We start from the raw sequence: 13358 nt of genomic DNA on the forward strand, positions 1-13358 counted from the left end.
TTGGAAGAAGGAGGCTTAAAACCTCCTCCCCTTTTAAGGTTTCCCCTCATACAACCGATCCCCACAATAAATTCTTTTCCTCTTAGTGTCAAATTGCGGGCTAAAGAGGTTTTTAGATTCTAAATTGTCCTTCGTGTGAATCCCCACCAAAGGCAAAAGTGAGTGAATCAGATCATCGCTCATGAAAGGTTTATTGACCGCCCCAGCAATAGCCTTGACTTTATCGGGGTATTTTTGTTTGAAAGTGTCAGTAACATAGATTACAAAGGGAATCTCTACGCCATAGGTCGAACAGCGGTGTGCGTAGGTTGTGGTGCTCTCAAAATTATCTTGAGCATGGTCGGAGAGATAAAAGATAATCGCATCTTTGTCTTTAAAAAGATCAAAAATCTCTTTTAAGATGTGATCGGTGTAGTAGATCGAATTGACATAATCGGCGATAATTTGCTTGTCTTTGTCATTTTGGACATGCAAACCCTGATAGGGAATGTCTTTGGGGGTGAATTTGGCGTAAGATGGGGGGAAGCGGTCTTGGTAGAAGTAATGACTGCCCACCAAGTGGAAAAGAACAAGATTTTTGCTCCCTAACTGCGCCCTAATCCGCATGTTAAAAGTATCTATGAGGGCTTGATCATAGCCTCCAAAATTAGTCCATATCCGCTCACCAAAACGATCGGACAGAAGGCTAAAAACATTGGTGGTTGCCAGTTGCTCGCGTTCTTGATTATCCAACCAAAAAGTCTTGTAACCTACAGCATTGAAAATATCTCCGATGTTTTTTTGATCATACCAAGGCACAGAGTGGTTTTCTACATCGCTGTAATTCAAGAGGGCCTTGAAAGTAGCGATCGTGTAGGCAAAAGGGGAGATGGCATCTTTAAACACGAATAAATTTTGCGATCTCTCTCTCTCTCTCTCTCTCTCTCTCTCTGCTAAGCCACTTAAAAAGGGTGTGTTGGGGACCGGATAACCATAGACTCCCATAAAATTACGCGAGGCACTCTCCCCCACGATCAAAACCACATTGGGCACGCTGTTATCATCCACTTTTAAATAGTCTTTGGGGAGGGGTTCTCTAATGGCCTGTAAAATGGCTTGGTTATTGCCATATTCTTTGAGGCTGGTATAGATCGCATGGGCTTCTCTGATAAGGGGAATCACACGCTGGGTTGTTTCGCACACACCATAGGGGATTCGAGCAAAGCCTCTTGTTGCCATCACGCCCCCACTTGTGTAGGACAGTTTAATTGCATGGGCACCAATCCCCAACACAAAGACCGCAACTAAAATGCGTTGGGTTTTAGTTTCAAGGGATATGTTAAAGCGCACAAAATAGAGAAACAACCCACAAAGAGCCAACGCTCCTAACAAAACCCCACTATGGGGAAGGACCATACCTTGAAAAAAAGCCTGACTCTCTTTAAGATTGGTGGCTAAGATCGTGTCAATCGTGCTAGGCGTTAAGAGCATGTCAAAATAACGGGCTAAAAAGAAATGCACCAAAGCAAATAAAACACTGAGGACCAGTAGCGTATTTTTAAGAATTTTGACCACGAGGGGGGATTTGATCAAGGCAAAGAGGGCATAAAATGAATAAAGCACAAAAAACCCATAAAAGGCAATCTTGCCCTCAAAGGCGATCAAGTGCTTTAATCCCCGAGCATAGGGAGAAAACAAGCCCGCTACCATAGGGGCTAGCCACATCAACAAAAAGCGGTTGTCTAAAACAACCCTACCCACAAAACGCCCTCTCAATTTGATCGCAAAGCATGTGGATGAGCAAAATATGCATCTCTTGGATTCTGGGGGTGTCTGTGCTGGGCACAATGAGATTAAAATCGCATAAAGCGCGCATTTTACCCCCGCCCCGACCACTTAAGCCCAAAGTGCTTAAACCCAACTCTTGGGCTTTTTGCAGGGCTAAGAGGATATTAGCCGAGTTGCCACTAGTAGAAATGCCAACAAAACAATCCCCATTTTGCCCCAAAGCCTCCACCTGCCTAGCAAAAACCCGATCGTAACCATAGTCATTAGCAATGGCGGTTAGGGCTGAGGTGTCCGTGCTCAGGGCGATGGCGGGCAAACCCGCTCTTTCCCTCTTGTAACGCCCGGTCAGTTCGGCAGCAAAATGCTGTGAGTCAGCAGCACTCCCCCCATTGCCCGCAATCAAAATCTTACCCCCCTTTTGCAGCGTGCCCACCAACGCATGCACGCTTTGCTCTAAGGGGAAGCTCAAAGCCTGCAAACTCTCTTGAGCGGTCTGTATGTGGGCTAAAAATTCTTGTTGGATGAAGTCTTGCATGCCATTCCTTGTATTTTATGGATAATATTTGTGGTGGAGTTGCCTTTGACAAAATCGATTAAAACCACTTGTTCTACTAAATCACTCCCCACCACCTCTTGACCTTGATAATCCCCCCCCTTGACTAAAATATCAGGCTCAAGGGTTTTGATGAGATCTAAGGGTGTTTGTTCCTCAAAAATCACCACAAAATCCACGCATTCCAGCCCAGCCAAGATAAAGGCACGGCTAGCTTGATCGTGAATGGGGCGGCTTGCCCCTTTGAGGGCGCGCACCGAAGAGTCGCTATTTAAGCCCACAACCAAAATATCCCCCAGCTTTTTAGCCTCTTGCAGATAATAGACATGCCCTCTATGCAAGAGATCAAAGCACCCATTGGTGAAAACCACCCGCTTAGGGCGGCTGGCTTGTAAAAGGGGTTTGAGGGCGTGGCGATCCAAGATTTTTTGCCCTTGGTGGTAGTGGCGTTGCAAAAATTCAAGCACCTCCGCATAACTAGCCCGGGCACTCCCCACCTTGCCCACCACCACCGCCCCGCTGGCATTGGCAAACAAACACGCTTGGTGCAAATCATAGCCCAAAGCCAAACAAAAGGCTAAAGCGGCAATCACGCTATCGCCCGCCCCGCTCACATCATAGACCTCTCTGGCGATGGTGGGGATTTTCACTAATTGGTGGTGATCCAAAAACGCCATGCCCTGTTCGCTTAGGGTGATTAAAGGGGTGCTAATGTGCTGGTGTGTCTTAAAATGCTCTAGGGCTTGTTGCAAACTGGCATCATCTGTGATTTCAAGCCTTGTGGCGATCTGGGCTTCTTTTTTATTGGGGGTGATAAGGCTTGCATGGCTGTATTTGGAATAATCCACGCCCTTAGGATCGCACAAAATGGGCTTTTTAGCCTTGTTGGCTAAAGCGATCAAGGCTTGGCACAAGGACGCGCCCAAGACCCCCTTATTGTAATCAGAGAGCACCAACGCATTAGCGGTTTGCAACAAGGAGCTGGCTAGATTCAAGATCGCTTGTTCGAGCTCAGGGCTCAAGGGTTCTTGGCTTTCACAATCAATACGCAAGACTTGTTGTTTGCCCACCATCACACGGCTTTTTAACGAAGTGGGGCGGTTAGGATCGCTTAAGACCCCAGCAGTGGAGATATTAAGTTGGGCTAATTTGTTTAAAAGCCACCCTCTGGGCTCATCAGCCCCCACCACCCCGCACAAGCTCACCCGTGCCCCTAGGGCGATCAAATTATCCGCCACATTCCCAGCCCCCCCCAAGCTGTAAGTTTCCTTTTGCACTTTCACAACGGGCACGGGGGCTTCTGGGGAGAGTCTGTCACTAGTGCCCCAAATGTAGTGATCCACAATGAGATCGCCCACGACCAAAATATGGGGTGGAGTGGCGGGGGGGCTTAAGAATGCATCTAACATCAACTAAGGTTGGCGTATTTTTTGATCACGGGCAGGTAAGCTTGAATCCCCTGCTCAAGGTTGTAAATGGGGGCATAGCCCAAATCGGCATGCGTGGCTTGGATGTCCGCACAGGTGTGTTTTTGGAAAAAGGAATAGGGGTTTTTGATGTAATTGACCTTGAAGTCCCCCAATTCCTTTTGCAAAATCTCCACAATCTCATTATAACTACGCCCCATGCCATAACCCACATTATAAACCCCACTCTTGGCTGCCACCATCGCCTTAACGCTGGCTTGGATCACATCTTCGATATAGACAAAGTCGCGCTGTTGCTCCCCAAACTCAAAAAGCTTCACTTCTTGATGGTGCATGGCTTGCAAGCCCAGTTGTAAGATCATGGAGGCACTTTTGTCCTTGTAAAATTCCCCCGGACCATAGACATTAAAATAGCGCAAGCCCACAATGGGCATGAAACTCTCTTGGGCGAAACTCAGCGCACTTTTATCCATGTGCAACTTGGAAAAGCCATAGATATTTTCTGGCACTTCATCAAAACCCACGCGGTTAGGCGCATTTGTGTTGCCATAAACCCCAGCTGAGGACGCATAGATCACCCGCGCCTCTTGTTTTGCCGCAATTCTTAAGATTTTCAAAAACGCATGGTGGTTGGTTTGCATCACCAGTTGTTGGTTGGTGTTGGTGGTGTCCGAGATAGCCGCTAGATGGAAGAGGTAATCAAATTCGATTCTTTTGAGCGGGTTTAAATTGTGTGTGATGTCTGCGCTGATGATCTCGCCCTCAAAGCCAATTAAGTTTTTAAAATGCCCCAAACTATTGGGCTCTCCACCTCTAAAGCGATCTAGAACAATCACGCGCGCCCCGGGGTGGTGCTTTTGGAAATAAAAGGCTAAATTGCTCCCAATAAAGCCCGCCCCCCCAGTGATCACAATCGTTTTATTTTCTAAGGTATTAGGGATATATGCCATGCCAGTCCTTTCTGCTAGGATTATAACACACAAGCCAAGCTTAGAGCTTTAAAAACTCTAGGACCTGCTGGAGATGATCCACTTTAAAAAGCCTTCTATGGGGCAAAAAGCAACTATTGGGCTTAAGCCAAAGATTGATCCCAAACCCACCACCCAAGCCAAATTGCATATCGCTCCATTGATCGCCTAGCATGATACTTTGATTCAAATCGATCTTAAAATCACGCAGAGCAAGTTCAAGCATGCCTAAATTGGGTTTGCGGCAAGCACAGCGCGCACCGGGCAGATGGGGGCAGTGATAAATGGCATCCAAGCTAACCCCCCCATAGGCGCGCAACAACGCTTGCATATAGGCATTTAATGCTAAAAAATCTTGTGGGGTATAATACCCCCGGGCGATGCCTGATTGGTTGGTTACCACGATCAAGAGATAACCCAAATCCTTAGCCCTTTTGCAAACATCTAAAATTCCGGGGATCAACTCAAAATCCAATGGGTGGGACACATAACCCTTATTGACATTAATCACCCCATCGCGATCCAAAAACAACGCCCTTTGCCCCATCAATGCCCCATGTGCATGTGGTGGGCGTACCCTTGTAACATCACCACGCCCATGTAAATGTTATAACCCCCAAAGCCTAGCATCATCAAAAAGGCAAGTTTCATGAATAAAGCCCTAAGAGCAGAGTTTAAAAACTGCCCCAAGAGCACGCCAAAGACAAACATGGGCAAGAAGGTCGCTAGACCCAGAGTCAATAACACCTCCAAAGAACGCATGGCATTAGGCTGGGCTAGGGCACTTAATACAAACCAATAGACCATAGAACAGGGCAAAAGCCCATTGATCAAGCCCAAAACATACAGACTAGAAATTTTGGGCGCGCCCAAAGTGGCTCTAAAGAGGCTCTTTAAAAAACCCATGCCAAGATTGGCTTTCAATCTCAGGGTGTAGCCCAACGCAAAACCCACCATCAGCACGCCCATGACGATAAAAATAATGGCTTGTAAATGCGTGCGATCCAAATCCCACACATGGCTAGCCCATTCTAAAAACCCTCTAAAACCCAAAGAGGCTAAGATTCCCACCAAAACATACATGCTGATACGCCCCAAAGAGTAGAGGGCATGCCCTAGTATTTGTTGTTTTAAAGAGGTGGTGGGGTTGAATTTGCTTTGGCAATAAGCCAGCACAATCCCCCCGCACATCCCCACACAATGCCCCAAAGACATTAAAGAGCCATTGATAAAATAGGCTAGAAGCTCCATTAAGATTTGAGGTTCTCTAATTCCTGGGCGATAGCATGTTGCATGCCCTCAAAAACCAATAATTCATTATAAATGGCTTGGGGGAAAAACGAGGCTAAGAACTTCCCATCCCCTCCGGTAAAATAAGCCTTTTGATCCCCGATGATCTCATTAAGCACTAATAACACCGATTTTAAAGCCCCAAAACTCAGGGCTTGGGCGGTGTTTTTAGGGAGATGATCTAGGGGCACGCGCACATTGATGGGGTGATCCAGCACTTTAGAGATACTTGTATAGGCTTGTTGGTAAGCCCCAAACCCGGGTAATAACACCCCACCCACATGCACGCCCTGATTGAGCACATCGATACTAATAGCACTCCCCGCATCGATCACCACCCCACTTTTAAGCCCCAAGCCCAAACATGCCGCCTTGCGATCCACACCCAAACCCTCATAAGCACTCTCTAAATGCAATAAAGAGGCGATGTTATAGCAAGGGTGGTGAGCCTTAATCAAGAGCTCCTCATTTTTGGGGCTCACGCTAATATAATACAAATCGCCCTTGAGCTTGCTAGTATCTAGGGCATTGGGGCTATTTTTCCACACCCTAGAACCATTGTAAAAATGCAAATGCGTGTTGCCAATGTCGCACAAAATCATGGGTGGCTCAAATCCAAATAGGCGCGATCATAATAAATCTTATCCTTGCTATAAAAGCTCATCTTATCTAGCTTGCCTAAAAAGCTTTTAGAAATCCCTTTGAGGCGATAGACGCGGTAATCATTGAATTGTTCTAAATTCACCTCCACCAAGTAGCCCTGTCTTTCTAGGGTGAAGAGTTTTTTATCGGTTACCACCAAAGAATTGAGGATCGCAAAGGGCAATTTGACCTCCTCCATGCTCTTTTCATTGAGGGTTTGATCCATCTGTAAAATACGCCCATCTAAGGTCAGCACATAAACATGGTGGTTATGGTAGAGCACATCTACAATGTCCGCATCAAAGTTAAATTCTTGCCCAGAGATGACGGCAACCAAACGCTTACCTGTAGCCGCAAACATGTTTTCATCTTGCACCTTTAGATAGATCACATTATTAAAAAACTTCTCGCTATTGAGCACGATATTACGCACCACGCGTGGTTCTTTTGCGCTCACATCCACCACCAACAAACGCCCATCTAACATGGGGAAGACCACTACCGTATCCAAAAACACCGGGGCGGCCACCAAAGAGTTGATTGCCGCACTTGAAGAGCCTTTTTCGCTAAAAATGAGCTTTTTGGTCTTGGTGTCATAAATGTTGGCAGAATTATCCGCTGTAACAATGGCTAGGCGATCCTTTTTGAGATTAGCGCTCAAAGGATAGGCATCTAAGGGGATGAGAATCGAGGCCTTGGCACTAGAGATCGCCACAAGTTCTAAATGGTGGCAACGATCGTGTAAGATCACATTTTGATCGATGGCTTCGATGTTCTCTACGATCTCTGTTTGGGCTTGCTTGTCCGTGAGGGCTTTCATTTTTTTCTTGGGGGCTTTGGTCTTACTCTCTTGGGGGGTGCGCCAACAATCCCGCGCTAAAATGTAGTAATCTTGGCTTTGGTTCAAAAAAGAGGTCTCTTTATCTAAATCTTTGCCTAACTTTAAGGGCGTGATGCCCTCTAAGTCGATCACACCCCCATTTTTTAAGATCGCCCCATAGCGGTTGGTGAAAACAATGCTATCGCTCAAGGGGTGGCTAAAGGAAAGATCGCCCTTGACCTTAGAGGCGGGGGGGGTGAAATTTTTACGCGCATTGCACCCAAAAAAGATTAAAGAGAGCAAAACAACCCAAAAAACCCCCCTCATGGCTTAGCCTTACTGACCCCTTGCACGCCCTGAGCGGGGTAGTGCTTGAGGATACTCACAACTTGATAAAGGCTGGATGTGGGATCGATTATGCCCAAAACTTTTTGGATTTCTTGGGGTTGTTTGTGTTCTTTGTAGAGCAAATAGGCTTTTTGCAAGGCGATCAAGTCTTGCATTTTGGGTAAATTAAGCGTTTGCAAGGTTTTTAAATCTTTCTGGTAAGAGGCGTAGTAGTAAGTGGCTAGGGCTCGCACTAGAGAGTTTGGCGAATTTTCAAGCTTTAAAAGGGCTTGGCTGTCCTGGCTTTTGAGGGCTTGGGCGTAGGTGTAGAGATCGTAGAGTTCTTGAGAGGTTGTTTTAAGCCGATCTAAAACAGCCACATTGTTGGGGTTTTGCAACACCTCGTTATAAACGGCTGTGATCTCTTGGTTTTTTTTCTCTTGCTTGTGTTCTAAAAACTTCATATAAGCCACCCAAAGCACCACCCCCACCACCACCACCAGCAGAACATACTTGTATTTGTGGTAGAGTTTCTCTAGGCGAAAAGCACTCTCTAAAAGTTTCTCATCGCCCCTAAACTCCTCTTGAACTTGTTTGAGATTTTTTTTAATATCCATTTAGCTCCCTATTGTATCCCAGAACTCCCAAAGCCCCTAGTTCCCCTCAAGCTCGCCCCCAACACCCCCACTTCTTCAAATTCTGCCCTATACACAGAGGAGAGCACCGCTTGGGCGATGCGATCGCCTGCTTTAATGCTAAAGGGCGCATTGCCTAAATTCATCAAAATCACCTGCAATTCCCCCCGATAGTCGCTATCAATGGTGCCCGGAGAGTTTAAAACCATGATTTGGTGCTTTAAAGCCAACCCCGATCTGGAGCGCACTTGCACCTCTAAACCCGCCTCTAGCTCCATGGCTAACCCCGTGTGCACCAAAGCGATACTTTTGGGGGCAATTTCTAAGGCTTGCAAAGCACACAGATCAAACCCGCTAGCCCCGGGGCTTTGGTAATGCGGGATTTTAGCATCCGGGTGGAGTTTTTGGATTTTAATCTTGGGCATAATTGATGTCTTGATAATAGATGTCTAAAATCTCAAACTCATTTTCTCCCGAGGGTAAAACCACACTCACCTCATCGCCCTTTTGCTTACCCATCAAACCTTTGGCAATGGGCGAACCACAAGAGATCAACCCCCTAGCCGGGTCGCTCTCCACACTCCCCACGATGGTGTAAGAATACTCTTTGTCTGTGTCCAAGTTGAGGATTTTAACCGTGCTCCCAAAACTCACTTTTTGGTGGCTCAAAGTGGAAGGATCGATCACTTGGGCGTTGGCTAAAAGGCGGCTCAAATCATTAATGCGTGCCTCAATAAAAGCTTGCTTCTCTTTAGCAGCATGGTATTCGGCATTTTCTTTTAAGTCGCCATGCTCTCTAGCCCGATCGATTTCTTTGACAATATGGGGGCGCTCCACTTCCTTGAGCCTCTTTAATTCGGCACGAATCTTTTCATAACCATAAACGCTCATGGGTTCTTTCATCAACTCTCCTTAGTGCAAACTCGGATTATATAAAAAGCATGGTTAAAGGGCTATTAAACACGCCTAAAGCAAAAGCGAGGGGGGTTGTGTTAATATGCGTTCTAGCAAACTTGAAAGGCGTAACATCCAAACTCTAAAAGACCCCCACTTTTCCAAAGAGAGTTTCCGGGCAGCATGCAAGAGGGTATGGCGTGCCCAAAGCGCATGGGACATTAGAGATCACAAGATCACCATGCGTTTGAAAGCCATTTTGAGCCCCCTCAAAGCCCGCCATATTTTGATCTACTCCCCCATGCCAAGAGAGGCAGACATTAGAGCCTTGATTAAATGGTTGCGCCCTAAAGCAAAGTTATTAGCACCCATCACCCAAGCACAGGGCTTGAAAATTGCGCCCTACCGCCTGCCCTTGCAAAAAAATGCTCACCAGATTTTAGAGCCACGCCTCTCAAGTTTAGCGACCCCAACTTTAGATGTGGTGTTGGTGCCGATTTTGGGCTTAGAGGGGGCTTTTTTGCGTATTGGTTTTGGCAAAGGCTTTTATGATCGCTTTTTTGCCACCCTCAAAACACGCCCCTACACGATCTTTATCAGCAGAAAACTTCTCTACACGCCCCAACTCTTAGGGCAAGCCCATGACATTTCTGCCTCTTTATGTGTGGATCAAAACCATCTCTACCAACTCCAAAACAAAATCAAAAGGAAATCTAATGACAAATATCGTTTTAAACACGCTGTCCTTATGCGTTCTTACGGGCGCTAGTGTCTTTTGGCTGACTCGGCGTTTTTTGAACACCCAACGCCAAAGTATCCTCAAGCAGGCAAGAGCGAAGGCGGATATGTTGCTTTATCAAGCCCAAGTGCTCTACCAAAGCAAAGAGGTCGAGTCCCAAACCTTGATCCAGCAACTCCAACAAGAATACGCCCGCCAAATGCAAGAAAACGCCCAAGATTACCAAAACAAATTAGACGCGCTCAAATCCTATGAAAACCAGCAAAAAAAGCAATGGAATCAACAAAACCAACAGCTCAACCAAACCAAGCAAGAGCTCCAAGCCTTCCAACAAGAGCTCCAAAGAGAAAAACACACCCAAGAACAAATCTCTTTAGAATGCGCCAAACTCAAACAAGAAGCCCTAGATGCCCTCATGGAATGTGCGGGTTATACTAAAGAGGAGGCTCAAGAGATCGTGTTACGCCGTTTGGAGGAGGATTTGATCTTGCAAAAAAGCGCGTTGATTCGGCGCTATGAAAAACAAGCCAAGAAAGAAGCCAAAGAGCGCGCACATTTTATCATCGCCCAAGCCACCGCGCGTTTTGCCAGCAGTTTTGCAATGGAGAATTTAACCAGCGTGGTTGCCTTGCCTGATAGCGAATTCATTGGGCGAATCATTGGCAAGGAGGGCAAAAACATCGACACCTTCAAACGCATTAGTGGCGTGGAAGTGATCATTGATGAGGAGTCTAAGACCATCACTTTAAGCTGCTTTAATCTGTATCGGCGTGAGATCGCCACCAAAACTTTAGAGCAGTTGATCCAAGATGGGCGTATCCAGCCTGCGCGCATTGAGATGGTTTATAAACGGGTGGAGGCGGGCATGGAGGAGGCGATTTTACAGGAGGCTGAGGAAGTGATCTTAGATCTCAAGCTAGATTCCATGCATGAGGAACTCAAACAGCTACTAGGGCGTATGCGTTACCGCACCAGTTACGGGCAAAATGCCTTGATCCACTCTATAGAGGTCGCTATTTTGGCTGGGACGATCACCGAGCAATTAGGGGGGGATTGCAAATTAGCCCGCAGAGCCGGGATTTTGCATGACATTGGCAAAGCTCTAACACCCGAACATGGGGGCGATCATGTGGAATTGGGGGCGGAGGTGTGCAGACGGCACAACGAACACCCGGTGGTGCTCAATGCCATCTTTGCCCACCACGATCGCGAGGAGATCAAGAGCATTGAATGTGCGGCGGTGTGTGCCGCCGATGCCCTCTCAGCTAGCCGCCCGGGAGCCAGACGCAAGGAAAATGAGAACTTCTTAAACCGCATGCAGGATTTGGAACGCATTGCCAGCCAAAAAAGTGGGGTGGAAAAGGTCTTTGCGATGGATGCAGGGCGGGAAGTGCGTGTGATCGTGTGCCCTGAGAAAATCAACGATGCCAAAATCCCCCTTTTAGCCCGGGATATTGCTAGAGAAATCCAAAACAATTTGCAATACCCCGGTGAGGTGGTGGTGCATGTGATCCGCGAAAGGCATGCCAGAGCGGTGGCGCGTTAAATCTTAGTCTTGCCAAAATCATGTTAAAATGCGATCGCTTCAAAGGTTTTAATCTTTTTTGAAAGGGGCGAGGTGAAATTGGGGACGAAAATTTTAGGGAACATTTTGTTGTCCTTAGTGATCATGGGGGTGATTGTCGTGATGGTGGCAGACTACAAACAACACCACTTGGTTAAAAATTTGGTGAATATCATGCAAGAAGATGGGATCAAGAAAAAAGAGGTCTCTTTGCGTTACATGTATGAGATCATCGAGGAGGGGATCAAACACTATTATAAGATCCAATCCAAAGAGGAGGCGTTAAAATCCACTCTGACCTATTTTCAAGAGATCAACGATGATCGGGGCATTATCTATATTGTGGCGGTGGATAGGCAGGGCAAGGTGCTTTTTGATCCAGTCAATCCAAGCACAGTGGGTCAAAGCGGGTTGGATTTAACCAGTGTTGATGGGGTGCATTATGTTAGAGGCTATATCGAGGAAGCCAACAAGGGGGGCGGATTCACCCATTACAAAATGCCCAAAGTAGCAGGGGGCGTGCCCGAGCCCAAAGTGGCTTATAGCCATTATGATCCCACCAGTGGCATGATCATCGTAACTTCCTCTTATTACAGCGATATTTTAAAAGAATTTGATGCCCTAGAGAAACAATCACGCAAGGAGGTTTTAGCGAACTCCCGGGTTTTGATGTTTTGGATTGGGGGCGTGATGGCGTGTTTGATTCTCATTTCCACGATTCTTATGCGCGTAACGGTTGTGAGGCAATTAAACAATCTAGTTACTAAAATACACAATTTCGGGCAGGGGGATAAGGATTTAACCAAGAGAATCGAGATTGGTAGCCGCAGTGATGAGATCGGGCAAGCTGGGCTTGGGATCAACACCTTTGTAGAAAAAATCCAAGCCTTTGTGAAAACCATGAAAAATAGCAGTGTGGGTAACAAAGCCCTAGCCGAGCAACTCAACTCCTTAATCACCAGTAGCCATGTCAATCTCAAAGAAAATGCCGGCATGATCAATGCCTTGCATTTGCAATCCAATGAGCTATCCTCTGGCGTGCTCCAATCCGTGCAAGAGGCTAAGGGGGTGGGGGAGAAATTATTGCAAACCCAACAAGCCATCGAGCAATCCAACACCTCGCTAGCCACCATGTTAGCCCGTATCCTAGAGGCAGCTAAGACAGAGGAGGAATTAGCCACCAAAGTGGAGCATTTGAGTAAGAATGCTGATAGTGTGAAAAATATCTTGCACATCATCAATGACATCGCCGATCAGACCAATTTATTAGCCTTGAATGCGGCGATTGAGGCCGCCCGGGCGGGCGAGCATGGACGGGGTTTTGCGGTGGTGGCTGATGAGGTGCGTAACTTAGCCGGGCGGACTCAAAAGAGTTTGGCAGAAATCAACTCCACGATCGGGCTTATCGTGCAAGAGATTAATGATGTGAGCACGCAGATGAATTTAAATTCCAAGAAGATCGAGGAATTGAGCATGGGGAGCTTGGAAGTGCAGGAGAAATTTAAGAACATGAGCATAGATGTGGGCGTGGTGGTGCAAAACACCCATGATTTTATTGCCAACTACACCCAAACCGGGCAGAGTATTAAGGACATGGCGGGCAAACTCACCCAAGTGGAGAGCACCACGCATAAAACTTTGGATAACGCCACGCAGATTGCCAATTTGGCAAAATCCTTACACACCTCCACCACAGACTTAGATGCCGACATCAACCAGTTTAAAACTTAAA

General features: G+C 46.7%; 14 protein-coding genes. 3 read left to right on the forward strand and 11 right to left on the reverse strand.

Going from position 1 to position 13358, the window contains the following annotated elements:
• Positions 1-33 precede the first annotated feature (33 nt).
• From C5684_RS02185 to greA, 11 genes are read right to left on the reverse strand one after another with little or no spacing between them, the layout of a single operon-like run.
• The gene (locus C5684_RS02185; protein WP_104639280.1) at positions 34-1740 is read right to left on the reverse strand and encodes a phosphoethanolamine transferase; all 1707 of its coding nucleotides are present in this window, start codon (positions 1738-1740) and stop codon (positions 34-36) included.
• A complete protein-coding gene (gene gmhA, locus C5684_RS02190) occupies positions 1733-2302 on the reverse strand; it encodes a D-sedoheptulose 7-phosphate isomerase (RefSeq protein ID WP_013891211.1) in 570 nt (189 codons plus the stop codon). The genes C5684_RS02185 and gmhA overlap by 8 nt, the downstream gene beginning before the upstream one ends.
• Complete coding sequence (gene rfaE1 / locus C5684_RS02195; RefSeq protein ID WP_104639281.1) at positions 2272-3729, reverse strand: D-glycero-beta-D-manno-heptose-7-phosphate kinase; 1458 nt, start codon at positions 3727-3729, stop codon at positions 2272-2274. The genes gmhA and rfaE1 overlap by 31 nt, the downstream gene beginning before the upstream one ends.
• A complete protein-coding gene (gene rfaD / locus C5684_RS02200) occupies positions 3729-4697 on the reverse strand; it encodes an ADP-glyceromanno-heptose 6-epimerase (protein WP_104639282.1) in 969 nt (322 codons plus the stop codon). Before rfaD ends, rfaE1 begins: the two co-directional genes overlap by 1 nt.
• Before the next feature lie 40 nt (positions 4698-4737).
• Positions 4738-5262 (reverse strand): D-glycero-alpha-D-manno-heptose-1,7-bisphosphate 7-phosphatase, encoded by a 525-nt coding sequence (locus C5684_RS02205; RefSeq protein ID WP_104639283.1) that lies wholly within the window; start codon positions 5260-5262, stop codon positions 4738-4740.
• Positions 5262-5930 (reverse strand): sulfite exporter TauE/SafE family protein, encoded by a 669-nt coding sequence (locus tag C5684_RS02210; protein ID WP_233708629.1) that lies wholly within the window; start codon positions 5928-5930, stop codon positions 5262-5264. Before C5684_RS02210 ends, C5684_RS02205 begins: the two co-directional genes overlap by 1 nt.
• A gap of 35 nt (positions 5931-5965) precedes the next feature.
• A complete protein-coding gene (locus C5684_RS02215) occupies positions 5966-6607 on the reverse strand; it encodes a type III pantothenate kinase (RefSeq protein WP_104639285.1) in 642 nt (213 codons plus the stop codon).
• A complete protein-coding gene (locus tag C5684_RS02220; RefSeq protein WP_104639286.1) occupies positions 6604-7794 on the reverse strand; it encodes a hypothetical protein in 1191 nt (396 codons plus the stop codon). The genes C5684_RS02215 and C5684_RS02220 overlap by 4 nt, the downstream gene beginning before the upstream one ends.
• Positions 7791-8411, reverse strand: coding sequence for a hypothetical protein (locus C5684_RS02225; RefSeq protein ID WP_104639287.1), 621 nt, complete (start codon positions 8409-8411; stop codon positions 7791-7793). Before C5684_RS02225 ends, C5684_RS02220 begins: the two co-directional genes overlap by 4 nt.
• Before the next feature lie 8 nt (positions 8412-8419).
• On the reverse strand, positions 8420-8854 hold the full coding sequence (gene dut / locus C5684_RS02230) for a dUTP diphosphatase (protein ID WP_104639288.1): 435 nt from the start codon (positions 8852-8854) through the stop codon (positions 8420-8422).
• Positions 8841-9335 carry a transcription elongation factor GreA gene (greA, locus tag C5684_RS02235; RefSeq protein ID WP_104639289.1) on the reverse strand — a complete coding sequence of 165 codons (495 nt, stop codon included), beginning with the start codon at positions 9333-9335 and terminating at the stop codon, positions 8841-8843. Before greA ends, dut begins: the two co-directional genes overlap by 14 nt.
• Before the next feature lie 91 nt (positions 9336-9426).
• Between greA and C5684_RS02240 the strand changes: the two genes are divergently transcribed.
• The 3 genes from C5684_RS02240 to C5684_RS02250 all read left to right on the forward strand — a co-directional run bounded on the left by C5684_RS02240 (position 9427) and on the right by C5684_RS02250 (position 13357).
• Entirely contained in the window at positions 9427-10092 is a 666-nt protein-coding gene (locus C5684_RS02240) for a 5-formyltetrahydrofolate cyclo-ligase (RefSeq protein WP_104639290.1), read from the forward strand.
• Positions 10040-11608: a ribonuclease Y gene (rny, locus tag C5684_RS02245; RefSeq protein ID WP_104639291.1), complete on the forward strand. Its 1569-nt coding sequence runs from the start codon at positions 10040-10042 to the stop codon at positions 11606-11608. Before C5684_RS02240 ends, rny begins: the two co-directional genes overlap by 53 nt.
• Before the next feature lie 72 nt (positions 11609-11680).
• Entirely contained in the window at positions 11681-13357 is a 1677-nt protein-coding gene (locus C5684_RS02250) for a methyl-accepting chemotaxis protein (RefSeq protein ID WP_104639292.1), read from the forward strand.
• Position 13358: the final 1 nt, after the last annotated feature.

Source organism: Helicobacter bizzozeronii, assembly GCF_900196775.1.
Lineage (GTDB): Bacteria > Campylobacterota > Campylobacteria > Campylobacterales > Helicobacteraceae > Helicobacter > Helicobacter bizzozeronii.